This is a genomic window from Frigoribacterium sp. CFBP 8759 (assembly GCF_014841655.1).
Taxonomy (GTDB): Bacteria; Actinomycetota; Actinomycetes; order Actinomycetales; family Microbacteriaceae; genus Frigoribacterium.
The window spans coordinates 274,470-297,694 of record NZ_JACYUH010000002.1 but is presented as its reverse complement, the minus strand read 5'-3'; the positions used below and the strand labels follow the sequence as shown (position 1 = coordinate 297,694).

The window sequence follows — 23,225 nt, the reverse complement described above, 5'->3', positions numbered from 1 at the left end:
TGACGCGCGTGAGGTTCGTCGTGGTTCCACAGTGGCAGGGTTCTCCGTCGTCGCGCGCCATGCGGCTCGCCGAGGGTGCGTACGCCGTCCTCGGAGACCTGCCGTCGACGGCCACCACCCTGGTCGAGGTCCCGGTGGGTGCGGGCGACTCGCTCGGCACGCGGGTGCACCGGCTCTCGTCGGTGCTCACCATCGCCGAGTCGGTCGGACGCGAGCTGCGGGCCGACGACTCCCCCGCGATCGTGGTGGGCGGCGACTGCGGCGTCGAGTTCGCCGCGGTCCGCCACGCGGTCACCCCCCGCACCGCCGTGGTCTGGTTCGACGCGCACCCCGACCTCCACAGCCCGCGCAGCAGCGAGAGCGGTGCCTTCAGCGGCATGGTGCTGCGGGCCCTGATCGGTGACGCCACCGAGGACCTCCCGACCATCGGCCCCGGTCCGACGCCCGAACCGCTCGACCCCGCCCGGGTCGTGCTCGCCGGGGCTCGCAGCTACGACGACGCGGAAGACCGCTACATCGAGAGCCGCCACGTCCCCACGGTGTCGTCGCTGGACTTCGACCCGGCCGAGGTGGTCGCCGCCGTCGAGGCGTCCGGCGCCACCGAGGTGTACCTCCACGTCGACCTCGACGTGCTGGACCCGGGGGTGATCGAGGGCCTCCTCGACCCCCAGCCGTTCGGTCTCGAGCTCGGGGTGTTGATCGAGACGATCACGGCCCTGAAAGAGCGCTTCTCCCTGGTCGGCGCGGGCCTGTGCTCGTTCGCGCCGGTCGACGCCGAAGCCGCCTCCGACGACATGGGCCCGATCCTGCGCATCCTCGGAGCCCTGTCCCGATGAGCGCGGGCCCCCCGAGCGCCGCCCCGGCCGACCCCGCCGCCTCCGCGGCCGACCGTCCGCGCGTCACGGTGGAGCGGGACGGCCACGTGCTGCTGATCGGCCTCGACCGGCCCGAGAAGCGCAACGCGGCCGACCTGCGGATGCTGCGCGAACTGGCCCTGGCCTACGGCGAACTCGACCGCGACCCCGACCTGCGGGTGGGACTGCTCTTCGCCCACGGCGACCACTTCACCGCGGGACTCGACCTCGGCGACGTCGTGCCCGCGGTCACCGCGGAGGGCCTCGACGTGGTCCCCGAGGGTGGCCTTGATCCGTGGCAGGTCCACGGTCGCCAGGTGGGCAAGCCCGTGGTGATGGCCGTGCAGGGCACCTGCCTGACGCTCGGGGTCGAGCTCGCCCTGGCGAGCGACGTCGTGGTGGCGAGCAGGGACGCCCGCTTCGGTCAGATCGAGGTGAGCCGCGCCATCCTCCCCTTCGGTGGCGCGACGATCCGCCTCCCCCGCCGGGTCGGTTGGGGCGACGCCATGCGGTACCTGCTGACCGGCGACCTCCTCGACGCCGAGGAGGCGCGGCGCATCGGACTCGTGCAGGACCTGGTGGACGTCGGGTCCGCATTCGACCACGCCCTCGACCTCGCCCGTCGCATCGCCGCCCAGGCACCCCTGGCCGTGCAGGCCACCCTGGCGAACGCCCGGCTCGCGGTCCGTGACGGCGACGCCGCGGCCGAGGCCCGCCTGCAGCCCGAGCTCGTGCGGCTGCTCGCCACCGACGACGCCCGGATCGGGTTCGAGGCCTTCGTCTCGCGGACCGTCGCCGAGTTCACGGGACGGTGACCGCGCCTCCTCGGTCGTGGGCACACGAAAGAACCCGCCCACCCCGAGGGGTGGACGGGCCCGAGAACGAGGCGGATCGGCCTACTTGAAGACGTCCTTGACGTCCTCGCCGACCTTCTTGGCGGAGGCACCGGCCTGGTCCTTCTGACCTTCGGCCTTCAGCTCGTCGTCGCCCTTGCGGTCGCCGAGAGCTTCTTTCGCCTTGCCGGCGATGTCCTGAGCGGCGTTCTTGATCTTGTCGTCGAGTCCCATGTGTGCCTCCTCGTAGGTTGACGCGCTCCCCCGCAACGATCGCGGTGGTGCGCTGATGTGAGGGACGCTACCCGTGCCTCCCGGATCTCGCTCGTGCCGTTCAGGAAAGACCCAGCGGGGTTTCACGAAACGGCCACGTCCGCCCGGGGACCCGCCTGAGAACGCCAGGCCCCGGGCGACTAGCGTCGGGGCCATGACGACTTATGACCTCATCGTGATCGGAGCCGGCGCTGTCGGCGAGAACGTGGCCGACTACGCCACCCGCAACGGCCTCAAGGTGGGGCTCGTGGAAGCCGAGCTCGTCGGGGGCGAGTGTTCGTACTGGGCCTGCATGCCGTCGAAGGCGCTGCTCCGCTCGAGCGCCGTCGTCCGTGCGGCGAAGTCGCTCGACGGGGCCAAGCAGGCCGTGACCGGTGACGTCGACGTCGCCGCCGTGCTGCGTCGCCGCGACTCGTTCACCAGCAACTGGGACGACTCGGGCCAGGCCGACTGGGTCGAGGGCGCCGGCATCGACCTGATCCGCGGGCACGCCACCATCACCGGCGTCAAGGAAGTGACGGTGAACGGCGAGGTGCACCACGCGACGTACGCCGTCGCCGCGGTGACCGGTTCGTCGGCGCTCCTGCCCGACATCCCCGGCCTCGCCGAGGCGAAGCCCTGGACCAGCCGTGAGGCCACGAGCGTCGAGTCGATGCCGCAGAGCGTCGTCATCGTCGGCGGTGGCGTCGTCGCCGCCGAGATGGCCACGGCGTACCAGCAGCTCGGCTCGACCGTCACCCTGATCGCCCGCAGTGGTCTGCTGGGTGGCCAGGAGCCCTTCGCCGGCGAACTCGTGGCCGACTCGCTGAGGGGTCTCGGCGTCGACGTGCGCCTCGGGGCCTCGCCCTCGACCGTGCTGCGCACCGAGCACGACACGGTCGAGGTCACCCTCGACGACGACTCCACGGTCGTCGCCGACGAGATCATCGTCGCGACCGGCCGTGTCCCCCGCACCTCCGACCTCGGCCTCGAGAACGTCGGGCTCACCCCGGGCGACTGGCTCGACGTCGACGACACCATGCTCGTCAAGGGCACCGACTGGCTCTACGGCGTCGGCGACGTCAACCACCGCGCCCTGCTCACCCACCAGGGCAAGTACCAGGCCCGCGCCGCCGGCGAGGTCATCGCCGCCCGCGCCTTCGGAAAGCCCGTGCACGCCGAGCCGTGGGGTGCACACGTCGCGACCGCCGACGACGCAGCAGTGCCGCAGGTCACCTTCACCGACCCCGAGGTCGCGAGCGTCGGCCTCACGGCCGACGCCGCCGGCAAGCGAGGCATCGACGTCAAGGTCGTGGACTACGACCTCGCCGCGGTCGCCGGTTCGGCGATCCACTCGGACGAGTACGCGGGACAGGCGCGGCTGGTCGTCGACGAGTCGCGCGGGGTGATCGTCGGCGCGACCTTCGTCGGCCCGGACGTCAGCGACCTGCTGCACGCCGCCACGATCGCCGTCGTCGGCGAGGTGCCGATCGACCGGCTGTGGCACGCCGTCCCGTCGTACCCGACGGTGAGCGAAGTCTGGCTGCGCCTGCTCGACGCCTACGGCCGTCCGTGAAGAACCCTCTGCTCGACTCCCCGATCTCGAGACTCGGCTGCGCCTGGGCGACGGCCGTCGGTCTCGCGGTCGGGGTGCCGCTCAGCGTGGGGCGGGTCCGCGTGGTCGGCGACCTGATCGTGTGCAGCGGCCTGCCCCGCTGGGCGTTCAAGCGGGGAGGCACCTGTGTCGGTCGGGTCTACCTGACCCGGGACAACGACGGGCCACGCGTCCTCGAACACGAGGCCGTGCACGTCCGTCAGTGGCAGAGGTACGGCATGCTGATGCCCGTACTGTACTTCCTGGCCGGCAGCGACCCGCTGTCGAACAGATTCGAGATCGAGGCCGGCCTCGAGAAGGGCGGATATCGATGACCCGCACCGTGATCATCACCGGGGCGAGCAGCGGCATCGGCCGCGAGGCCGCCCGCGAGCTCGCGAAGGGCGGCGCCGAGATCGGCGTCGTCGGACGCAACCCGGAACGCACCCAGGCGGTCGCCGACGAGGTGGGCGGGACGGCCTTCCTGGTCGACTACGACCGGCTCGACGACGTCCGGTCGTTGGCCGACCGGTTGCTGGAGCGCTATCCCCGCATCGACGCCCTCGCCAACAACGCCGGAGGTCTCGTCAGCGAACGAGGCCTCACCGCAGACGGGTTCGAGCGCACCCTCCAGTCGAACCACCTCGCACCGTTCCTCCTGACCAGGCTCCTCCTGCCCCGCCTCGTCGAGAGCGGTGGCCGGGTCGTGTCGACGGCCAGCGCGGCCAACCTGCTCGGGCACGTCCGGCTCGACGACATCAACTGGTCGAAGCGTCGATGGGCCGGGGGTTGGCGTCAGTACGGCACGACCAAGATCGAGACCGTCCTGTTCATCCGTGAACTGGCGAAGCGCACGGGCCTCGACGCGTTCTCGTTCCACCCGGGCATCGTGATGACCGGCTTCGGCTCGGATTCACGCTCGATGCGGGTCGCGAACGTCCTGACCAACGGCAACTACGGCATCTCGGCGTCGGCCGGCGCCGTGCCGTTGATCCAGCTCGCCGGGCCCACGACGATCTCGGTCGAGAGCGGCACCTACTTCGACCAGCTGTCGCCGCACGGTCGCCTGCACCGCCAGGCCACCGATCCCCTGCTCGCCGAGGCCCTCTGGGAGCGCACCTCCGAGCTCGTCGGTGTGCCCGCCGAGGTCTAGGCGCGACCACGATACGAGACGAAGGAGGCGCGACCGACGTGGTCGCGCCTCCTTCGTCGTCGAGGGCCTCGCCTCAGGACTCGGACTTGCCGACCCGCCAGTAGCCCATGAAGGCGACCTGGCGCCGGTCGATGCCGACCTCGCTGACGAGGAAGCGTCGGAGCGTCTTGATCGCCCCCGCCTCGCCGGCGAACCAGGCGTACAGGTCGGAGCTGACGGCGGTGCCGCGCGGATCGTCGCCCTGCGGGACGTCCCAGAGGATGTCGTGCTCGATGTCGACCTCGCTCACCTCGACGCCGTGGTGCCAGGCGGTCACGTAGCGGGCGGTCCAGCGGCGGACGGCGACCACCAGGGCCTCACCGTGACCGGACGTGGCGTCTCGCCTCGGCAGCCAGTGGACGTCGACCCCGGGAGGCGCGACGAGGTCGAGCTCGTCGGCCGCGGTCGGGATCTCGATGAAGACGCACCCCCGGGCGTCGACCGGCAGGGCCTCGACGATGGAGCAGATGGCCGGGGCCGCCGTCTCGTCGCCGGCCAGCAGCACGGTGCGCGCGTCACCCGGTGACCACTCGACGCCGCTGCCGGTGACGCCGCTCGTCGCGTCCGGCCCGATCAGCATGAGTTCGTCACCGACGCGCGCGCGCCCGGCCCAGGCCGAGGCGGGGCCGGTGTCGCCGTGGCAGACGAAGTCGACGTCGACCTCGCGCCGCTCGGGGCGGGCGGCCCGGGCCGTGTAGGTGCGGAAGGCGTTCTGCTGCTCGGGCGGCAGGGCGCGCCACGAGGCGTACCAGTCGTCGGTCGGGAACGTGTCGTAGCCGGTGGCCTCGAGGGGCAGGACGACCTTGATGCGCTGGTCGAGGCCGTCGACGCCGAAGTCGCCCAGGTCGTCACCGGTGAACGTGATGCGCACGAACGACGGAGCGAGCCGACGCACGGCCGCGACCCGGACGCGGTAGGGGCGGTGGGCCGGCTTCGCCGGTCGTTCGACGGTGGCGGCGGACGTGGACGTGCCCGGGGACGTGATCGTCATCGAGGGAGCCGGTCAGGCCGCGGCGGGGGTGCCGACGTGGAAGAGCTGGTGCAGGTCGTGCCGCAGGTCGTAGGCGAACGAGGGCGGGCCGCCGATCCAGATGACGTGGTCACCCGTCGCGACGGTCTCGGGTTCGACGTACATCTCGCCGAGCCACGCACGGACCGCCCGCTCGAGGGCCTGGCCGGGGGCGCAGGCGGTGCCGGTGCCGGGCACGCCCGAGCGGCGGTCCCGCGCGAGCCAGGTGACCGTGACGCGACCCGGCGAGGCGAGCGGCACGACGTCGGCAGCGCTCTCGACCTCGACGAACACCTGGCCCCTCGCGCAGATCGGCAGGACCGAGAGCATCTCTCGCAGGACGGGGATCGAGGTCGCGTCGGCGGCGAACAGGACGCGCAGGGCGTCGTGCGGCAGGGACGGGTTCTGGTCTACGAGGAGCATGACCCCTTCAATATAGGTAAGGCTTGCCTCATCCGCCACACGGGTCTCTCGATTGACAGCGACCTCGCTGCCGTGATGGTAAGTTCTGACGGGTTCGGGAGTCCGTCAGCGACGCCCGGCGCAAGGGGCCGTGCCGTGTCCGACAGCAACACGGTGACGGATCGCGTGGACCGGTTCAGCAGCGACCGGGACTCCCCCGCCGAACGACCGAGGGGCTCTCCCGCGCCCCCGGTCCCCCGTCGCCGTGGACGATCCGCCACGGCCATCCCCGGAAGGCCCCACCAGGTGCGCACCCTCCCCCTCTCCGCCGCCGTCGCCGCGCTGTTGCTGCTCGCGACGGGCTGCTCGTCCGCCTCGTCCCCCGACGGGTCGGGCACCCCCGACCCCGACGCGACCGTCACGGTCGGCCTCGTGCTCGAGCCGAGCGACCTCGACATCCGCACCACGGCCGGCATCGCGCTCGACCAGGTGCTGATCGACAACGTCTACCAGGGCCTCGTCGGCCGCACGCAGGACAACGAGATCCGCGACGTGTTGGCCGCGAGCCACACGGTCAGCGACGACGGCCTGACCTACACGTTCACGCTGCACGACGGCGTGACCTTCCACGACGGGGCCGCGATGACGGCCGACGACGTCGTCTGGTCGCTGTCCCAGGTCAAGGACGACGCCTCGCTCGCGAGCCATTCCGACCTCGCCGCGGTCTCGACCATCACGGCGCCCGCCGCCGACACCGTCGTGCTGACGCTCTCGCGACCCGACTCGTCCCTGCTGTTCGACCTCACCGGTCGCGCGGGCCTCGTGCTCCAGCAGTCCGCGACGAACGACCTCTCGACGACGGCGAACGGCACCGGCCCCTTCGAGCTGACGAGCTGGCGACAGGGCGACAACCTGCAGCTCGGGCGCTTCGACGACTACTGGGGCACCCCGGCGAAGGTCGCGGGCGTGACCTTCCGCTACGTGACCGACCCGTCCGCGGCGATCAACGCCTCGATCTCGGGTGACGTCGACGTGCAGACCGCGGTCGACGCGACCCTGTCGACCCAGCTCGACGGCGTGGACGGCATCACCCTCGAGAAGGGCAAGACGACCGACAAGTACACCCTCGCGTTCAACAACGCCGTCGCCCCCTTCACCGACGCCAAGGTCCGCGAGGCCCTGCGCCTCGCGATCGACAACGATGCCCTGATCGCCGCCGTCGGCGGGTCGGCGGTGGACCAGGGGGGCCCGATCCCCGAGCTCGACCCCGGCTACGAGGACCTCACGAGCGTCGACTCCTACGACCCCGACGAGGCGAAGGGCCTGCTGGCCGAGGCCGGTCACGACGGTGACCTCTCGCTCACCCTCGAGTACCCCAACGTCTACCCGGCCGCCATCGGCGACGTGCTGACGACGCAACTCAAGGCGGTCGGCGTCACGTTGACGGTGCAGCAGGTCGACTTCAGCACCTGGCTCGACGACGTCTACGTGAACAAGGACTTCGAGCTCAGCATGGTCAACCACGCCGAGACGCACGACTTCGCGAACTGGGCGAACCCGGACTACTACTGGGGCTACGACAGCGCCCCCGTGCAACAGCTCTACGCCGAGTCGATCGCGGCGACCGACCCGGAGGTGGCCGACGAGAAGCTCGCCGAGGCGGCGACGATCGTCTCGGACGACGCACCGGCCGAATGGCTCTACACGGCCACGACGCTGACGGCGATCCACGACGGCGTCACCGGCTTCCCGACGAGCTCGACCACGACCCGCCTCGACCTGGCTGACCTGGCCACGACGGAGTGACCCGCTTCGTCGTCGGCCGCCTGCTCCTCTTCGTCGGGGGGCTGGCCGTCGCCAGCGTGCTGATCTTCGCGGCGCTGCGGTTGCTGCCGGGCGACGTCGCCCAGGCGATCGCCGGCACGACCGGCTCACCCGAGCAGGTCGCCGCCCTCCGTCAGCAGCTCGGCCTCGATCGTCCCGTCGTCGTGCAGTACCTCGACTGGGCCGGCGGGCTGCTGAGGCTCGACCTGGGCGAATCGCTCGTCACGGGGACGCCGGTGGTCGACGAGGTGCTCGACAAGCTGGCCGTCACCCTGCCGCTCGCGGGGCTGTCCCTGGTCTTCGGATTGCTGATCGGCATCCCGCTCGGCGTGACGAGCGCGCTCCGCCGTGGCCGCGCCTCCGGGGTCGTCCTCGGCACCGGGGCCCAGCTGCTCGCGGCCGTGCCGGTCGTCTGGGCGGGCATGCTGCTGATCGGCGTCTTCGCCGTGACGCTGCGGTTGCTGCCGACGCAGGGGTTCCCGGCCGACGGCTGGAGCGAGCCCGGGCGGGCCTTGCGCTCGCTCGTGCTGCCGGCCCTCACCATCGGCATCGTCGAGGGGGCCGTGTTGTTGCGCTTCACCCGGTCGGCGGCGCTCGGGGCCCTGGATCAGGACTACGTGCGGACGGCCGCCGCCAACGGCATGACCCGGTCGCGCGCCCTCGTGCGACACGGGCTGCCCAACGTGATGCTCAGCATCGTGTCGATCCTCGGCCTGCAGGTGGCCGGCCTGATCGTGTCGGCCGTCGTCGTCGAGCAGTTGTTCACGCTGCCCGGGCTCGGCCGCATGCTGGTGACCGACGTCGGCCGCCGCGACCTGACCAAGGTGCAGGGTGAACTGATGACGCTGACCACGCTCGTGCTGTTCATCGGCCTCGTGATCGACGTCGTGCACCGGCGGCTCGACCCGCGCCTCCGCGAGGGCCACCGATGAGGCGCGCCGCGTTCGTCCGCGAGCTGCTGCGTCGACCGCAGGGCGCGTTCGGCGCCGGCTGGCTGAGCCTGATCGTCCTGTCCGCCGTGGTCAGCCGGTTCTGGACCCCGCTCGACCCCTTCGACACCGACCCCTACTCGGCCTGGCTGACGCCCTCGCTCGGTCACCCCTTCGGCACCGACTCGGTCGGCCGCGACATCTTCAGCTACGTCGTCGCGGCGACCGGAACGACGGTCGTGGTCGCCGTCGCCTCGGGCGTGGTCGCCACCGTGGTGGGGGTGGGGCTGGCCGCCCTCGGCTCGTTGACGTCCCGCTGGGTGCGCGAGTCGGTCGCCGTGCTGATCGACGTGCTCGTGGCGTTCCCGACGCTCCTGATCGCCATGGCCCTCGCCGCGGCGTTCGGCGGGTCCCTCACCGTCGTGGTCGTCGCCGTGGGGATCGGCTACGGCGTGACGATCGCCCGGGTCGGCCGGTCCGAGATCCGTCAGGTGGCGCGGACCGACTACGTGCTCGCCGCCCGGGCGAACGGGCTCGGCACCGGGGCCGTGCTGCGTCGCCACGTGCTGCCGAACATCGCGCCCGTCTTCGTCGTCCAGCTCTCGCTGTCGATGGCCACGAGCGTGCTCGCCGAGGCCGGACTGTCGTTCCTCGGCTACGGCGCCCCGGCCGACACCGCCTCCTGGGGGCGTCTGCTGAGCGACCTGCAGAAGTTCATCGGCGTGCACCCGGGGTCGGTCGTCTGGCCCGGGCTCGCCATCACGCTGACCGTCCTGGCGCTGAACCTGCTGGGCGACGCCGTGCGCGACGCCTCCGATCCCCGGTTGCGGTCCCGGCGGACGGGACGTGGCACCCCGGGCTCCCCCACGACGCCGGCTCCGTCCACGACTTCCCCGCGGGCCACCGCCCCGGGCACCGCAGGCACCCCGACCACCCCGGGGGTCGTCTCGTGAGCCTGGTGATCGACGACCTCACCGTGACCGTCGGCGGCCGCCGCGTCGTCGACGGCCTCTCGCTCGACGTGCCCGACGGTGCGAGGGTCGGACTGATCGGCGAATCCGGTTCGGGCAAGTCGATGACGACGCTGGCCGTGCTCGGCCTCCTGCCCGACGGCGCCCGCGCGACGGGCAGCATCCGGCTCGACGGACGCGAACTGCTCGGAGCGTCCGAGCGCGACCTGGCCGGCCTGCGCGGCCGCGTCGTCGGCACGGTCTTCCAGGACCCCCGCACGGCGCTCGACCCCGTCGTGACCGTCGGGCGACAGATCGCCGAGCCCCTCCGCCTGCACGGTCGCGTCGGTCGCCGGGACGCCCGCTCGCGAGCGGTGGCCGCGGCCGCCGAGGTCGGCCTGCCCGACCCCGAGACCGTCGTGGACCTCTACCCGCACCAGCTCTCGGGTGGTCAGCGGCAGCGGGTCGGCATCGCCATGGCGCTGATCAACCGGCCGGGGCTCGTCCTCGCCGACGAGCCGACCACCGCGCTGGACGTCACCACGCAGGCCGAGGTGCTCGCGCTCTTCCAGCGCCTGGTCGACGAGCAGCGGACGTCGCTGCTCTTCGTCACGCACGACCTCGCCGTGCTCTCGCGCATCACCGACCAGGCGGCGGTGCTGTCGCACGGGCGCGTCGTCGAGCGGGGCCCCGTCGAGCAGCTGCTGCACCGCCCCGAGCACGAGGTCACCCGCGGGCTCGTCCAGGCCACGAGGGCGACGACCTGGAGGGCCTCGTGAGCGACCCGACCACCGCACCCGCGCCTCCTCTGCTCGTCGCCCGGGGCCTCACTCGCACCTTCACCCTGCCGCGCCGTTCGCCCTTCCGACCGGGCCCGGTGCGCCACGCCCTGGTCGACGCCGACCTCGAGGTCGCCGCCGGCGAGAGCGTCGCGCTGATCGGTGAGTCCGGCTCGGGCAAGTCCACGCTGGTGCGCCTGCTGCTGGCCCTCGACAGGGCGACGTCCGGCACGGTGACCTTCGACGGGCGCACGGTCGCCCCCGACCGCGCCTCGCGCCTGCGCTGGCTGCGGCGCCAGACGGGCATCGTCCTGCAGGACCCCTACGCCTCGCTGGACCCCCGCATGCGCGTGGGCGACACCGTGGCCGAGCCGCTGCGCGCCCTCCGCGTCGAGGGCGACCACGACCGCCTGGTCGCAGAGATGCTCGAACGGGTTGGCCTCTCGGCGCACGACGCCGAGGCCTGGCCCCACGAGTTCAGCGGGGGCCAACGGCAGCGCATCGCCCTGGCCCGGGCCCTCGTGCACGGGCCGCGGCTGCTGATCGGCGACGAGCCCATGAGTGCGCTCGACGTCACCGTGCGGGCGCAGATCCTCGAGCTGCTGCGCGAGCTGCGCGACGAACGCGGGCTGTCGCTGCTGCTCGTGTCGCACGACATCGGACTCGTGCAGCACCTCGCCGACCGGGTCGCCGTGCTGCGAGACGGTCACATCGTCGAGCAGGGCCTCACCGACGACGTGCTGCGTCGACCGCGGCACGACTACACGCGGACGCTGGTCGACTCGGTGCCGACGCTCGACTGAGCCCCGGCTCGTCAGCGGTGCCCACGCGGCTCACCACATCGGCGGGTGCCGACGCTGCCACCGCAGCCGCCGCTCGAGCTGGGCGCCGAGCGCGAGCAGGACGTCCTCGCGCCCCGGTCGCCCGATCAGCTGCACGCCCGCGGGCACGCCGTCGACCTCGCCCACCGGGAGGCTGATCGCCGGCAGCCCGGCCACGTTGACGAACGACGTGAACGGCGAGTACAGGCACTGCTGCTCGAAGTTGCGTTCGGCGTCCTCGGCGTCGTACCAGCCGAGCGGGCGCGGCAGCATCGCCAGGGTCGGCGTCAGGACGGCGTCGAAGGCCGAGAACCGCTCGACGACGACTCGTTCGAACGCCGCGAGCCCGACGAGCGCCGCCGACAGCTCTCGCGCCGTGACGCGTCGCCCCTGTTCGACCAGCCACCGGGTGACGGGCTCGAGCAGCGCCAGGTCGGCCTCGGTCTCGGCCGGGATGCCCGCCGCCCCCGCCTGCCAGATCGTGCGGAACAACGCCGGGTAGTCGGACGCCGGCAGGGTGGTCTCGTCCACGCCGTGCCCCATCGTCGTGAGCAGGTCGGCGGTCTCGCCGAGGACGCCCAGGAGGCGCGGGTCGACCCGGACGTCGAACGCGTCGTCCCACGGGCTCGTCGTCATGACGGCGACCTGGAAGCGTCCCTCACCCCGCACGGCCGTGCCGAGGTAGGCGCCGTCGGGTGACGGAGGTGCCCAGAGGGCCTGGTGGTGCCGCGGTTCGCGCCCGTCGGGCGACACCATCGCGTCGAGCAGCAGGGCGGCGTCGGCCACCGACCGGGCCAGGGCCCCGCCGACCGGCAGGCCCGCGAGGCTCGTCAGACCCGACTGCGCCGGCACGCGTCCCCGGGAGGGCTTGAGCCCGACGAGGCCCGTGGCGGCGGCCGGGATGCGGATGCTGCCCCCGCCGTCGGACCCGGGTGCGAACGGCAACAACCCCGCGGCGACGGCGGCCGCGGCGCCGCCGCTCGACCCGCCCGCGCCCGTCTCGGGCGCCCACGGGTTGCGCGTCGGAGGGCCCACGAGCGTCTCGGTGTACGCGGTCAACCCGTACTCGGACGTGGCCGTCTTGCCCACGCTGATCGCGCCGGCCTCGTCGAGCGCCTCGGTGATCTCGGCCGACGTCTCGGGCACCCGGCCCCTGCTGAGGCGTGAGCCCGACCAGGTCGGCACGCCCGCGCGGTCGCTCAGGTCCTTGTCGGCCAGCGGCAGCCCCCAGAGCGGCGCGACCGAGGGGCCTCCGGCGGCCAGGGCGTCGGCCCGCGCGAGGGCGGCCTCGCCGGTCACCGTCACGAACGCGCCGACGTCGCCGTCGAGGCGGGCGATGCGCTCCAGGTAGTGGGTGGTCAGCTCACGGGGCGAGACCTCGCCGCGACGCAGCCAGTCCCACTGCTCGTGGGCGCTCAGGTGGTGGAGTTCGAACACCCGTCGAGCCTAGGCCGCGGCTCCGGCCACGGATCTCGCTTTCTGGTACATTTGTCCCATTCGTGCTCCCCCGGCCGCAGGTCGCCTCCGGGACCGTCGCACGTCTCGACAGGACACCGTCATGGGTTACCTCTTCCTCGCGCTCGCCATCGTCGGCGAGGTCTTCGCCACGAGCTTCCTCAAGGTCACCAGCGGCCCCGACGCCAAGTGGTGGCAGTACGCGGCGGTCGTGGTCGGCTACGTCTTCGCGTTCGCGATGCTCTCGCAGTCGCTGAGCAAGGGCGTGCCGCTCGGCATCGCCTACGCGATCTGGGCCGGCGTCGGCGTCGTCCTCGTCGCCCTCATCAGCTGGATCTTCTTCAAGGAGCCCCTGACCCTCGTCCAGCTCGGCGGCATCGTCCTCGTCATCGGCGGCGTCACCATGCTCGAGCTCGGCGGTCGCCACGAGGCCGCGGCCTGACCCCGTGACCGACACGACGTCGGGTGACCGTCCCGCCCCGGACGCCTCGGACGCCCCTGCCCCGGACACCTCGGGCGCGCGGGCGTCGGTCGCCCCGGGGCCGGGCGAGCGGTCCGTCGGCCCCGGTGGCCAGGCCCTGACCCCGAAGGGCGAGACCAGGAGGCGCGCGCTGCTCGACGGCGTCCTGGCCGTCCTCGAGGCGGGCGGCCCCTCGGCCGTGACGCACCGCGCGGTGGCCCGCGCGGCCGGCGTCCCGGTCTCGGCGGCCACGTACTACTTCGCCGGACGCGACGACCTGCTGCGGGCGGCGCTGCGCCACGCGACCACGGACTGGGTGCGGTCCTTCGACCGACTCGAGCGCACCTCCTTGGCCGACCTGGCCGAGACGCTCGTCCGGTACGCGATCACCGAGCGCGGGTCGGCCCGGGCGCAGTACGAGCTGCTCTTCACCGCCATGCGGGACGAGTCGCTGCGCGAGGACGCGGACCTCTGGTACTCGTCGCTCGAGCACGTGCTGAGGCGGACCGGCGTGCCGAGCGAGCGGCTCGACGTCGTGGCCCTCGCCGTCGACGGCCTGATCGTCCGCATGCTCTGGCGCGGCGAGCCCGGCACCGTCGACGCGACCGAACGCATGTTGCGGGAGATCGTCGGCCCGCTGCCCTGAGGTTCAGGCGCGGCGGCGCTTCTTGAGCGACTTCTGCATCGTGATCGTGCCGAGCCAGCGGCCGAACTTGAAGCCGACCCGGCCCATGCGACCGACCTCGGTGAAGCCGAGCTGCTCGTGCAGGCCGATCGACGCCTCGGCGTTCTTGTCGGCGATGACCGCGATCATCTCGCGGATGCCCGCGTCCCGGCAGGCCTCGACGAGCGCCTCGAGCAGGGCACGGCCGAGGCCCTTGCCGGTCGAGGCGGCCCGCAGGTAGATCGAGCTCTCGACGGTGTAGCGGTAGGCCGCCTTGCCGCCCCACGGGGTCGCGAGCGCATAGCCGAGGGCCTCGCCGGACGGGTTCACCGCGACGAGGAACGGCATGCCGAGCGTCGTGACGAAGGCGAACTTGCGGCGCCACTCGGCGAGGGTCATCGCGTCCTCGTCGAAGGTGACGGACGAGTTCGCCACGTAGTGGTTGTAGATCTCCTGGACGTAGGGCAGGTCGGCGGGCGTCGCGGGTCGGATCTCGAACGTGAAGCCGGGCTCGACCGGGGCCGGGGGGCGGAGGGCTCGGGGAAGCCGACGCCGGGGCTGGTATTCCTCTTCGAGCACGTGATCACTCTGCCACGCCGGGTGCGGGACCGTCAGACGGCGGGCGGGAGCGTCCAGTCGACGGGGTCGCCGCCCTGGGCGACGAGCAGCTCGTTCGCCCGGCTGAACGGCCGCGAGCCGAAGAATCCGCGCGACGCCGACAGGGGGCTCGGGTGCGGCGACTCGATCGAGGGGACATCGCCGAGCATCGGCTTGAGCGCCGACGCGTCACGGCCCCAGAGGATGGCCACGAGGGGCCCTCCCCGCGCCGCGAGCACCTCGATCGCGCGCTGGGTGACCGGCTCCCAGCCCTTGCCGCGGTGCGACGCCGTCTCGCCCGGACGCACCGTGAGCACCCGGTTGAGCAGCAGCACGCCGTGGCGCGACCACGAGGTCAGGTCACCGTGCTCGACGACGGGGACGCCGAGGTCGTCGTGCAGCTCGCGATAGATGTTCGCGAGGCTGCGCGGCACCGGGCGCACGTGCGGGTCGACGGCGAACGACAGCCCGATCGGGTGGCCGGGCGTCGGGTAGGGGTCCTGACCGACGATCAGGACGCGCACCTCGTCGAGCGGCTGTCGGAAGGCGCGCAGCACGTCCTCGCCGGCGGGCAGGTAACCGCGCCCCGCGCGCACCTCGGCTCGCAGGTACTCGCCCATGTCGGTGATGCGGTCGGCCACGGGTTCGAGCGCGGTCGCCCACGAGGGGTCGATCTGCTCCGAGAGCGGTCGACGGTGGTCGTGCGCCTCGACGGTCACTCGACCCCGAGCGTGCCGACCGAGACGCCGACGATCTCGCCGTCGTCGTCGAGCTGCGGTTCGACCCGCCAGACGCTGCCGGTGCCGAGCACCGCGAGGGCGCCCTCGCCGACGACCAGGGCGGTGTTCTCGTCGATGGCGACGCCGCCACGGACGAGTCCCGCCTCGGTGGCGGCGATGAGCCTGGTCAGGGTGCCCCACTGGGCGGCGTGCACGTCGATGGCGAGGTCGACGAGGCCGAGGCCGTCGGCGAGGGTGACCTCGTCGAGGTCTTCTGCCGCGTCCTCGGGGCAGACCGGGACGTCGCCGATCAACCAGCCGCCGAGCACGGCGCGGTCCGCGGCGATCATGGCGCCGGCCGAGAAACCGAGGTAAGGCAGCCCGTCGGCCACCAGGAGGCGCACCTGGTCGATCAACGGAGCGACCGCGTCGAGGTAGGCGGGGGTGAGCCCACCCGCCACGAGCAGGCCGTCGACGTCGCTCAGCACGCGGGTGTCGAACTCGTCCCCGGCGGAGACGATGGTCGTGAGTGCCTCACAGCGCCCCCCGGCGGCCAGCATGGCGGGGTAGCCGTCACGGAACTCGGCGGACGGCGAGTCGTCGGCCACGACGATCAGCACGGCGATGCGCGGCACGCTCCGACCGACGGCGGCACCGCGGACGGCGGCCTCGGCGACGAAGAGGTCGTACAGCTCGGTGTCGTCGGGCGACCAGCCGCCGCCCACCAGGTGGATGCTCACTCGCCCGCCCCCGCTCCGACCTCACGCGTGACGGGCGGCAGTGCGCTCCACGGGAAGGTGATCCACTGGTCGGTGCGCTTCCAGACGAAGTCGGGTTCGAGCACGGTGCGGGGCTTGCTGTAGAGGCAGACCGTGCGGACCTCGGAGGCCACCTCGGCGAGCAGGTCGCGCACGAGCACGAGGGTGCGCCCCGAGTCGGACACGTCGTCGACGACGAGGACCTTCTTGCCCTCGAGCGACGGGGCGTCGAGGGTCGGGGGCAGCAGCACGGGCTCGGGCAGCCGCTCGTCGACGCCCGTGTAGAACTCGACGTTGATCGAACCGCACATCTTGGTGTCGAGCGCGTAGGCCACGGCACCGGCGAGCACGAGCCCCCCGCGGGCGACGGCGACGATCACGTCGGGCGTGAACCCCGCCTGGACGACGTCGGAGGCCAGGTGGCGAGCGGCCTCACCGAACTCGAGCCAGCCCAGCACCTCCCGCTCGGGAGCCTCGACCTCGGGTCGTGCGGGGGCGGCCTGGCTGTCGTCGGGTGGGGTGACCATGCCGACAACCGTAACGCGCGCAGGGCTCCCCGCGTCACGCCGGGACCCAGGCACCCCCGGGAGGCGCGAAGACCGTGTCGACGCCGTCGGACCACAGCAGTGAGTCGGGCTCGCGGTCGGTGACGCCCGGCAGGCCGCCGTCGGCGACGAGCTCGTCGTCGAGGTCGACCAGCTCGGCCCGGCGCAGCGACCAGGTGTCGTGCCGGTTCGGCCAGTACCGGGTGCGCCCGCCGCGCGCGACGTGCATGCCCCAGCGGGCGGTGAGGAACTCGGCGAGCGGGTCGCCGTCGACCACCTCGTCGGTGGGACGGACGGACAGCCGCGACGACGGGTTCGTCCCCGGCCCGAGCCGGGTGCTGCGGTACGTCACGACCCCGTCGACCCGGGACTCGCGCATCGACGCCCAGCGATACGGCAGACCGAGGCCCACGTTCGCCGCGAGCACCGAGACGAGGCGCTGCGCCTCGAGGGTGCGGAACACCACGCCGCGTCGGCCCAGGGCGTCGACCGAGTACAGCCGCACGTTCGTCTCGAGGAAGTCCCCGGCCCAGGGCACCGCGGGCAGCGGCCCGAAGGCGCTGCCCGTCAGCTTGAACGGGATGAGCCCGACCCAGGTCGACCCGTCGAACACGTCGGGCCGCGTGCCGGGCGGCAGCAGCGGGGCGACGCGATCGGGCTCGACCCGCCAGTGCGCGAAGGCCAGGCCGCCCCAGTGCTGTCGGATGAACGCGGGGCGGAGCAACGGAGGCGCGGTGCGGGACACCGGATCGGCGTCGGCCCCCGGCATGGTCTGGTCCATGTGGCCCACGGTACGGGCGACCGCCTGGGCGGTCCACAGCCTCGGACGAGCTGCCGCCCCCGGCCCTCCCCGGGCCGCCTCAGAGCTGGCGGACGAGTTCGGGGATGCGACCGCGGAACGGGAAGAAGCCCCGGGAGGCGGACGGCCACGCCTCGCCGTCCCACCGCCGCCGGACGGTGACGAGGTCGATCCCCTCGGCAGAGAGGGCTCCGCGCACGGACGTCAGTCGCTCCTGGACGGGACCGACCGGGGCGTACGGCGTCACCACCGTGTCGAGCCCCTCGGACCGCGCCCACTCGACGACGGCGGCGGGCCGTGCGTCGGTGAGCGTCCGGGCGGGCCGACCGTCGGCGTCCCGCGTCCGTGTCGCCGCGTCGTCCCGAGCGCCCGTCGTGAAGGCCACGACGGCGGCGGAGGCGCCCTGTGGGGACCGGCCTCCGGGGTCGGCGGAGACGGCCACGGCCGACAGCCGCGCGACGAGACCGGGGCGTTCGGCGAGCAGGCTCTCGGGCTCGAGGTCCTCCTCGTGGAGCAGCAGCCCGACCCGCCCACCCGGGGAGCCGACGACGTCGGCGGCCTCGACGGGCGTCCGTGGCGGCAACGGCTCCTCGTCGAGGGCCCTGGCCGTCGTGGCGAGACCCTCGGGCGACAACCGACCGTCGGTGAAGCGCGAGATGTTCGAGGCCGTCGCGAGGTAGGTCTTGCCGGCGGTCTGCAGGCCCGCCACCCAGCGCCAGGACAGGGTGTTCGAGGCCGCGTCCCCGTCGAGCAGGTGGCGGTGGAAGAAGTCGGCGCCCAGGTGCCACGGAAGGCCGAGGGTGAAGATCCAGATGCTGGCGAACCACATGCGCGTGTGGTTGTGGAGGTACCCGGTGTCGACGAGCTCGCGCACCCAGGCGTCCATCGCGTCGATGCCGGTGCGGCCGGCGACCGCCTCGTCGTACCCCGCGGGGACGCCGGCGTCGACGGCGCGGTCGACGTCCCGTCGGTACCGCCGCCACACCTCGGGGTTCTGCTCCAGCCAGCCCTTCCAGTAGGTGCGCCAGAACACCTCCTGCACGAACTTCTCCGCCGCACCGAGCGTGTGACGCTCGAGGACTGCGCCGACGACCTCGCGTTCCGTCACGAGACGGTGGCGGAGGTACGGCGACAGTCCCGAGACGGTGCGGCGTGAGACCCCGAGGTCGTGGTTCCGGTCACGGGCGTAGGCGGAGCCGGCGAGGGGCAGGAACTCGTCGAGGGCCTCGAGGCCGGCGACTCTGGTCGGGACGATCACACGTCCATCGTGCGACCCCGGACCCGTGGGGGCCCGGGGAACGCCTTCGCGATCAGGAGACGTCAGTGGCGGACGGTGGCCGAACGCAGCGGTTCGAGCTGGTCGATCGGCAGACCGACGTGCGTTCCGCGCAGCAGCCCGAGCAGGCGACCGGCCACGAGACCGACGGCCGCAGCGGCCAGCACCGCCGTGCCGCGCCGACGACCGACGAACGAACGCCACGCGCCCGAGGCCAGGCGAGCGGCCGTGACGCCCGGGACGACGGCGGTGTCGGCTTCTCCGCCGAGGGAGCGTCGCAGCGCGGCCTGGGTGACGCCGCGGTCGACGGCGGCGCCGACGACCGCGCTCCGGCGGGTCCGCGAGGGACGCACGGTGCGCGAGACCCTGGCCGACGAGGTCGACACGACCCGCGCCTCCGGCTCGTCCGCGGCGAGGCGCAGGCACAGCTCGACGAACTCGGCGCCGCGGGGCACGCCCTCACGGGCGTCGACACCGCTGGCCAGGCCACCGACCTGCAGCAGGTCCCATCGTCGGAAGGCCACGGTCGCTCCCGCCACGTCGTCGAAGCCGACGAGGCCGTCGGGTCGCGTACGGGGCGTGCAGTCGACGGCCCAGAGCAGGTCGTCGGGCAGGGCGGACGAGGCCGCACCGGGCCAGGTCGGTTCGGTCCGTCCCACGACCGCGATGACGTCGACCTGGTCGAACGGGGCGGCGAGCGCCCGGGCCCAGCCGGCGTGGGCGACGCAGTCCGCGTCGAGGAACGCGACGACGTCGCCGCGTGCCGACTCGATGCCGGTGTCGCGGCTGCCGGCGAGCCCCGGGGTGCGGGTGTTGTCGACGACGAGCAGGTCGTCGTACCGGTGGCGCAGGTGGTCGCGGAGTCGCGGTGCCCGATCGACGACCACGAGGACGTCGTGCACGTCGCCGTCGCGGAGGACGGAGTCGAGCGTGGCCGTCAGGCCGTCGAAGGGGGTGGATTCGTCGGCGCAGACGACGACGCTGACGCGGGGGGCCGGGGGGACGGAAGGCAGGGAGGTGCGGACGCGGAGGGTCACGGGGGTTCCTCTGGGTTCGTCGACGATCGCCGTCGCGCCGCAGGGCGTCGCGTTCGGGTGGCGACCCTCGTCGGAGGGTGCGTTCGGGTGGCGTCGTCGGGAGGGGTGGCCCGACGTCGTCGGCCGGCGGTCGATTCGGGCGACCACGGCAGAGGCACGTCCCGGATTCGGGTTCGGGACGTCCTGACCTCCACAACGGTACGGGTCCCTCCTGGGAAGACGAAGAACGAGGGGGTCCCCCGTTCGAGGGGGCCTCGTCCGGGTGACGTCCGGGTGGCGGCCGGGTGGGGGCCGGGTGGGGGCCGGTCCGCGTCCGCTCCCCCCGGGTGAGGCTCGCCGTCCCGCGCGGTTCTGCGGCCCTCCGGGCCCCGGACGGCAGGAGGCGCGGGCACCGTCGGCGACGTCCCCCCGGTCGCCGGGCGGGTCGTCCCCCGCCGGAACCACCCGCTGGTGACCCGTGTGACGCGTCGTCCGCCCACCCGTCGCGCGGTCCGCCCACCCGGTCGTCGCTCCCCCGCGCGCCGGTAGGGTCGGGGCCTGACCCGCCACCACGAGAGGACGTCGACCAGTGCCCCACGGACCGGGAACGCGCCGTCGCGCGGAACGCACGGCGCTCGAGCGCGCGGTCGACGAAGGCCTGTTGATCGTCCGGGCGGCCCTGGTGGTGGCCGTCACGAACCAGATCATCCGCCGTGCCCTGCAGGAGCGCCTCCCGTTCGACGAGGACGTCGCGACGCGGGTCACCCGCGACGAGATCGACCGCCTGACGGCCGAGCAGACGTCGGCCGCGGTGCGCGTCCGCAGACTGCGTCGGATGACCGGGCGGTCGTACGGTCAGTCCCGTCACCAGTTCGACTACCGTCCCGAGGACGCCGACGCCCTGAAGCTCCGCGAGGCCGCGTCGAAGGGCGTGGCCCGGGCGCTGGCCGCCCGCCGGGAGGACGACGACTTCGTGGCCGAGGTCGTCGCGGACGCCCGGTCGCGGGCGTGGGACGACGTCGGGCAGACGGTCGTCGACCGGCTCGGCTGGGCCGCGCGCCCGGCCGACGACTACGACGACGGGCGCCACGAGCGCCTGCGCGACCTCGTCGAGGGCGACCTCGCGGCCCTGCGCGAGAGCCGCACGGACGGCGGGGCCGGCTCGGTCAGTCCTTCTTGACCCTCAGCTCGCCCTTGGCCACCTTGTACGTCGCCGCCTGAGCCACGGGCTTGATGGTCACCAGGTCGAGGTTGACGTGGGCCGGCAGCTCGACCGAGTGCACGATCGACTCGGCCACGTCGTCAGCCGTCAACGGCGACTCGACGTCGCGGTAGACCGCGTCGGCGCGGTCCTGGTCGCCGCCGAAGCGCACGAGCGAGAACTCCTCGGTGTGCACCATGCCCGGCGCGATCTCGATCACCCGGATCGGCTCCCCGGCCAGCTCGAGCCGCAGCACGGCCACGAGGGCGTGCTCGGCGAACTTCGAGGCGTTGTAGCCACCGCCGTTCTCGTAGGCGACGTGACCGGCGATCGACGTGACGGTCACGATGTCGGCACCCCGCGCCTCCTCGGCTCCGCGGCGGAGCGACGGCAGCAAGGCGGTGACCGCGCGCTTGGTGCCCAGGACGTTGACGTCGAACATGCGCTGCCAGTCGTCGATCGAGCCGTTCTCGACGCTGTCGAGTCCGAACGCCCCACCCGCGTTGTTGACCAGGGCGTGCAACGGTCCGGTCTCCTCGACGTGGGCCCGCAGGGCGGCCACGTCGTCGTCGCTGGTGAGGTCGGCCCGGAACCAGGCCGCCCCCGTCTCGTCGGCGAGCGCCCGGAGGCGGTCCTCGCGTCGCGCGACGGCCAGGACCTCCCAGCCGCGGGAGCGGAACGACCGCACCGTCGCCGCTCCGATGCCCGAGCTCGCTCCCGTCACCACGACCCGCTTCGCCACGTCTGCCTCCTGTTGCCTCGTTCGTGGTCGGCGCCCGCTGCAGGCGCACCGCCCCACGCTAGCGGCCCCGTTACGTCCCGTGTCCGGCATCGTGGACGGTCGGGGGCACGGTCCGTACCGTGGCTGTCACCGCAGACCCCCGCCGACGACCCCGGCCCACGCACCCCGACCGCAGGAGCACACCATGACCGACGCCCAGCCCGCCTGGAAGTTCGAGACGCAGCAGATCCACGCCGGGGCCCAGCCCGACCCGACGACCCATGCCCGCGCCACGCCGATCTACAAGACGACGTCGTACGTCTTCCGGGACGCGCAACACGCGCAGGACCTCTTCGCCCTCGCCGAGAACGGCAACATCTACTCGCGCATCATGAACCCCACCCACGACGTCGTGGAGAAGCGCATCGCCGCGCTCGAGGGCGGGACGGGTGCCCTGCTGGTGTCGTCGGGCCAGGCCGCGTCGACCTTCGCCGTGCTGAACATCGCCGAGGCGGGCGACCACATCGTGTCGTCGTCGTCGATCTACGGCGGCACGTACAACCTCTTCAAGTACACGCTCGCGAAGCTCGGCATCGAGACGACGTTCGTCGAGAACCAGGACGACGCCGACGAGTGGCGCCGCGCCGTGCGTCCGAACACGAAGCTGTTCTTCGCCGAGACGATCGGCAACCCGAAGATCAACATCCTCGACCTCGAGAAGGTGTCCGGGGTGGCACACGCCGAGGGCGTCCCGCTGATCGTGGACAACACGATCGCGACGCCGTACCTGATCAGGCCGCTCGAGCACGGGGCCGACATCGTCGTCCACTCGGCGACGAAGTTCCTCGGCGGGCACGGCACCGTCATCGGCGGCTTCATCGTCGACGGCGGGACCTTCCCGTGGTCGTCCCACGCGGAGCGCTTCCCCGGTCTGACGCAGCCCGACCCGTCGTACCACGGGGCCGTCTACACGCAGGCCGTCGGCGACGCTCTCGCCTACGTCATCAAGGCGCGCGTGCAGCTGCTGCGCGACCTCGGGGCGTCCAACAGCCCGGACACGGCCTTCTCGTTGATCCAGGGCATCGAGACGCTCAGCCTGCGGATCGAGCGACACGTCCAGAACGCGCAAGAGGTGGCGGAGTGGCTCGACGCCCGCGACGACGTCGCCGCGGTGTACTACGCGGGCCTGCCGACGAGCCCGTGGTACGCGGCGGCGAACAAGTACGCACCCAAGGGCGTCGGGGCCGTGCTGTCCTTCGAGCTCAAGGGAGGCGTCGACGCCGGCCGAGCGCTCGTCGACGCGCTCGAGCTCTTCAGCCACCTCGCGAACATCGGCGACGTGCGCAGCCTCGTGATCCACCCCGCCTCGACGACGCACTCGCAGCTCACCCCCGAGCAGCAGCTCACGACCGGCGTCACGCCGGGGCTCGTCCGCCTCTCGGTCGGCCTCGAGAACGTCGACGACCTGAAGGCCGACCTCGACGCGGGCTTCGCGGCGGCGCGCGCCGTCACCCGGGAGGCGCTCCGCAGCAGCTAGGACGGGCGGCGGCCGGTGGGGGCTTGCGCGGTGGACTC

General features: G+C 72.9%; 26 protein-coding genes. 14 read left to right on the top strand and 12 right to left on the bottom strand.

Annotated elements, in window-relative coordinates:
* Positions 1–8 precede the first annotated feature (8 nt).
* Both IFT79_RS06685 and IFT79_RS06680 read left to right on the top strand, forming a co-directional pair.
* The gene (locus IFT79_RS06685; protein WP_307785086.1) at positions 9–836 is read left to right on the top strand and encodes an arginase family protein; all 828 of its coding nucleotides are present in this window, start codon (positions 9–11) and stop codon (positions 834–836) included.
* Positions 833–1,669: a crotonase/enoyl-CoA hydratase family protein gene (locus tag IFT79_RS06680; RefSeq protein ID WP_192123365.1), complete on the top strand. Its 837-nt coding sequence runs from the start codon at positions 833–835 to the stop codon at positions 1,667–1,669. The genes IFT79_RS06685 and IFT79_RS06680 overlap by 4 nt, the downstream gene beginning before the upstream one ends.
* Before the next feature lie 81 nt (positions 1,670–1,750).
* On the opposite strand, the gene IFT79_RS06675 is transcribed toward IFT79_RS06680, so the two are convergent.
* Positions 1,751–1,921 (bottom strand): CsbD family protein, encoded by a 171-nt coding sequence (locus IFT79_RS06675; protein ID WP_043595102.1) that lies wholly within the window; start codon positions 1,919–1,921, stop codon positions 1,751–1,753.
* A 193-nt stretch (positions 1,922–2,114) separates the two neighbouring features.
* On the opposite strand from IFT79_RS06675, the gene IFT79_RS06670 reads away from it, so the two are divergent.
* Genes IFT79_RS06670 through IFT79_RS06660 form a run of 3 tightly spaced genes read left to right on the top strand, consistent with a single transcriptional unit; the run spans position 2,115 to position 4,686 of the window.
* Positions 2,115–3,515: a dihydrolipoyl dehydrogenase family protein gene (locus tag IFT79_RS06670; protein ID WP_192123364.1), complete on the top strand. Its 1,401-nt coding sequence runs from the start codon at positions 2,115–2,117 to the stop codon at positions 3,513–3,515.
* On the top strand, positions 3,512–3,868 hold the full coding sequence (locus IFT79_RS06665) for a Fe-S oxidoreductase (protein WP_307785085.1): 357 nt from the start codon (positions 3,512–3,514) through the stop codon (positions 3,866–3,868). The genes IFT79_RS06670 and IFT79_RS06665 overlap by 4 nt, the downstream gene beginning before the upstream one ends.
* The gene (locus IFT79_RS06660) at positions 3,865–4,686 is read left to right on the top strand and encodes an SDR family NAD(P)-dependent oxidoreductase (protein WP_056045968.1); all 822 of its coding nucleotides are present in this window, start codon (positions 3,865–3,867) and stop codon (positions 4,684–4,686) included. Before IFT79_RS06665 ends, IFT79_RS06660 begins: the two co-directional genes overlap by 4 nt.
* Before the next feature lie 73 nt (positions 4,687–4,759).
* Here the strand turns inward: IFT79_RS06660 and IFT79_RS06655 are convergent, their stop codons facing one another.
* Both IFT79_RS06655 and IFT79_RS06650 read right to left on the bottom strand, forming a co-directional pair.
* Positions 4,760–5,716 carry a siderophore-interacting protein gene (locus tag IFT79_RS06655; RefSeq protein ID WP_056045971.1) on the bottom strand — a complete coding sequence of 319 codons (957 nt, stop codon included), beginning with the start codon at positions 5,714–5,716 and terminating at the stop codon, positions 4,760–4,762.
* A gap of 12 nt (positions 5,717–5,728) precedes the next feature.
* Positions 5,729–6,157: an SIP domain-containing protein gene (locus IFT79_RS06650; protein ID WP_192123362.1), complete on the bottom strand. Its 429-nt coding sequence runs from the start codon at positions 6,155–6,157 to the stop codon at positions 5,729–5,731.
* Between the two features lie 285 nt (positions 6,158–6,442).
* Between IFT79_RS06650 and IFT79_RS06645 the strand changes: the two genes are divergently transcribed.
* The 5 genes from IFT79_RS06645 to IFT79_RS06625 are packed head-to-tail and all read left to right on the top strand — an operon-like array spanning position 6,443 to position 11,421.
* The gene (locus tag IFT79_RS06645) at positions 6,443–7,942 is read left to right on the top strand and encodes an ABC transporter substrate-binding protein (RefSeq protein WP_342211785.1); all 1,500 of its coding nucleotides are present in this window, start codon (positions 6,443–6,445) and stop codon (positions 7,940–7,942) included.
* On the top strand, positions 7,939–8,892 hold the full coding sequence (locus IFT79_RS06640) for an ABC transporter permease subunit (RefSeq protein ID WP_192123358.1): 954 nt from the start codon (positions 7,939–7,941) through the stop codon (positions 8,890–8,892). Before IFT79_RS06645 ends, IFT79_RS06640 begins: the two co-directional genes overlap by 4 nt.
* A complete protein-coding gene (locus IFT79_RS06635; RefSeq protein ID WP_192123356.1) occupies positions 8,889–9,842 on the top strand; it encodes an ABC transporter permease in 954 nt (317 codons plus the stop codon). The genes IFT79_RS06640 and IFT79_RS06635 overlap by 4 nt, the downstream gene beginning before the upstream one ends.
* On the top strand, positions 9,839–10,618 hold the full coding sequence (locus tag IFT79_RS06630; RefSeq protein ID WP_192123354.1) for an ATP-binding cassette domain-containing protein: 780 nt from the start codon (positions 9,839–9,841) through the stop codon (positions 10,616–10,618). The genes IFT79_RS06635 and IFT79_RS06630 overlap by 4 nt, the downstream gene beginning before the upstream one ends.
* Complete coding sequence (locus IFT79_RS06625) at positions 10,615–11,421, top strand: ABC transporter ATP-binding protein (protein ID WP_192123352.1); 807 nt, start codon at positions 10,615–10,617, stop codon at positions 11,419–11,421. The genes IFT79_RS06630 and IFT79_RS06625 overlap by 4 nt, the downstream gene beginning before the upstream one ends.
* Before the next feature lie 30 nt (positions 11,422–11,451).
* Here IFT79_RS06625 and IFT79_RS06620 read toward each other — a convergent pair whose 3' ends face one another.
* Positions 11,452–12,876 (bottom strand): amidase family protein, encoded by a 1,425-nt coding sequence (locus tag IFT79_RS06620; protein ID WP_192123350.1) that lies wholly within the window; start codon positions 12,874–12,876, stop codon positions 11,452–11,454.
* A 121-nt stretch (positions 12,877–12,997) separates the two neighbouring features.
* Between IFT79_RS06620 and IFT79_RS06615 the strand changes: the two genes are divergently transcribed.
* Together IFT79_RS06615 and IFT79_RS06610 are read left to right on the top strand one after the other, a co-directional pair.
* Positions 12,998–13,336, top strand: a complete 339-nt coding sequence (locus IFT79_RS06615) for a DMT family transporter (protein WP_056045992.1) — start codon at positions 12,998–13,000, stop codon at positions 13,334–13,336.
* A 4-nt stretch (positions 13,337–13,340) separates the two neighbouring features.
* The gene (locus tag IFT79_RS06610; RefSeq protein ID WP_192123348.1) at positions 13,341–14,000 is read left to right on the top strand and encodes a TetR family transcriptional regulator; all 660 of its coding nucleotides are present in this window, start codon (positions 13,341–13,343) and stop codon (positions 13,998–14,000) included.
* 3 nt (positions 14,001–14,003) lie between these two features.
* On the opposite strand, the gene IFT79_RS06605 is transcribed toward IFT79_RS06610, so the two are convergent.
* The 7 genes from IFT79_RS06605 to IFT79_RS16870 form a co-directional block, all read right to left on the bottom strand.
* Positions 14,004–14,597, bottom strand: coding sequence for a GNAT family N-acetyltransferase (locus IFT79_RS06605; protein ID WP_192123346.1), 594 nt, complete (start codon positions 14,595–14,597; stop codon positions 14,004–14,006).
* A gap of 32 nt (positions 14,598–14,629) precedes the next feature.
* Complete coding sequence (locus IFT79_RS06600; RefSeq protein ID WP_056046001.1) at positions 14,630–15,334, bottom strand: uracil-DNA glycosylase; 705 nt, start codon at positions 15,332–15,334, stop codon at positions 14,630–14,632.
* On the bottom strand, positions 15,331–16,074 hold the full coding sequence (locus IFT79_RS06595) for a Type 1 glutamine amidotransferase-like domain-containing protein (RefSeq protein ID WP_233568344.1): 744 nt from the start codon (positions 16,072–16,074) through the stop codon (positions 15,331–15,333). Before IFT79_RS06595 ends, IFT79_RS06600 begins: the two co-directional genes overlap by 4 nt.
* Positions 16,071–16,619 carry a phosphoribosyltransferase gene (locus IFT79_RS06590; RefSeq protein ID WP_056046006.1) on the bottom strand — a complete coding sequence of 183 codons (549 nt, stop codon included), beginning with the start codon at positions 16,617–16,619 and terminating at the stop codon, positions 16,071–16,073. The genes IFT79_RS06595 and IFT79_RS06590 overlap by 4 nt, the downstream gene beginning before the upstream one ends.
* A gap of 34 nt (positions 16,620–16,653) precedes the next feature.
* The gene (locus tag IFT79_RS06585; RefSeq protein WP_235452558.1) at positions 16,654–17,418 is read right to left on the bottom strand and encodes a YqjF family protein; all 765 of its coding nucleotides are present in this window, start codon (positions 17,416–17,418) and stop codon (positions 16,654–16,656) included.
* Positions 17,419–17,497: 79 nt separating this feature from the next.
* Entirely contained in the window at positions 17,498–18,694 is a 1,197-nt protein-coding gene (locus tag IFT79_RS06580) for an FAD-binding domain-containing protein (protein ID WP_192123344.1), read from the bottom strand.
* A gap of 62 nt (positions 18,695–18,756) precedes the next feature.
* Positions 18,757–19,749 carry a glycosyltransferase gene (locus IFT79_RS16870; protein WP_192123343.1) on the bottom strand — a complete coding sequence of 331 codons (993 nt, stop codon included), beginning with the start codon at positions 19,747–19,749 and terminating at the stop codon, positions 18,757–18,759.
* Between the two features lie 568 nt (positions 19,750–20,317).
* On the opposite strand from IFT79_RS16870, the gene IFT79_RS06570 reads away from it, so the two are divergent.
* Positions 20,318–20,908, top strand: coding sequence for a hypothetical protein (locus IFT79_RS06570; protein WP_192123341.1), 591 nt, complete (start codon positions 20,318–20,320; stop codon positions 20,906–20,908).
* Here the strand turns inward: IFT79_RS06570 and IFT79_RS06565 are convergent.
* A complete protein-coding gene (locus IFT79_RS06565) occupies positions 20,895–21,671 on the bottom strand; it encodes an SDR family oxidoreductase (RefSeq protein WP_233568346.1) in 777 nt (258 codons plus the stop codon). The two genes, IFT79_RS06570 and IFT79_RS06565, sit on opposite strands and share 14 nt — an antisense overlap.
* Before the next feature lie 184 nt (positions 21,672–21,855).
* Here IFT79_RS06565 and IFT79_RS06560 point away from each other — a divergent pair, with 184 nt between their 5' ends.
* A complete protein-coding gene (locus IFT79_RS06560; RefSeq protein WP_159825286.1) occupies positions 21,856–23,187 on the top strand; it encodes a bifunctional o-acetylhomoserine/o-acetylserine sulfhydrylase in 1,332 nt (443 codons plus the stop codon).
* Positions 23,188–23,225 lie beyond the last annotated feature (38 nt).

What these genes read in the sequence shown, in the direction of transcription:
- IFT79_RS06680 (WP_192123365.1), top strand. Translation starts at nt 833, where the DNA reads ATGAGCGCGGGCCCCCCGAGCGCCGCCCCGGCCGACCCCGCCGCCTCC.
- IFT79_RS06675 (WP_043595102.1), bottom strand. Translation starts at nt 1,921, where the DNA reads ATGGGACTCGACGACAAGATCAAGAACGCCGCTCAGGACATCGCCGGC.
- IFT79_RS06670 (WP_192123364.1), top strand. Translation starts at nt 2,115, where the DNA reads ATGACGACTTATGACCTCATCGTGATCGGAGCCGGCGCTGTCGGCGAG.
- IFT79_RS06660 (WP_056045968.1), top strand. Translation starts at nt 3,865, where the DNA reads ATGACCCGCACCGTGATCATCACCGGGGCGAGCAGCGGCATCGGCCGC.
- IFT79_RS06655 (WP_056045971.1), bottom strand. Translation starts at nt 5,716, where the DNA reads ATGACGATCACGTCCCCGGGCACGTCCACGTCCGCCGCCACCGTCGAA.
- IFT79_RS06650 (WP_192123362.1), bottom strand. Translation starts at nt 6,157, where the DNA reads ATGCTCCTCGTAGACCAGAACCCGTCCCTGCCGCACGACGCCCTGCGC.
- IFT79_RS06635 (WP_192123356.1), top strand. Translation starts at nt 8,889, where the DNA reads ATGAGGCGCGCCGCGTTCGTCCGCGAGCTGCTGCGTCGACCGCAGGGC.
- IFT79_RS06615 (WP_056045992.1), top strand. Translation starts at nt 12,998, where the DNA reads ATGGGTTACCTCTTCCTCGCGCTCGCCATCGTCGGCGAGGTCTTCGCC.
- IFT79_RS06590 (WP_056046006.1), bottom strand. Translation starts at nt 16,619, where the DNA reads ATGGTCACCCCACCCGACGACAGCCAGGCCGCCCCCGCACGACCCGAG.
- IFT79_RS06585 (WP_235452558.1), bottom strand. Translation starts at nt 17,418, where the DNA reads ATGGACCAGACCATGCCGGGGGCCGACGCCGATCCGGTGTCCCGCACC.
- IFT79_RS06560 (WP_159825286.1), top strand. Translation starts at nt 21,856, where the DNA reads ATGACCGACGCCCAGCCCGCCTGGAAGTTCGAGACGCAGCAGATCCAC.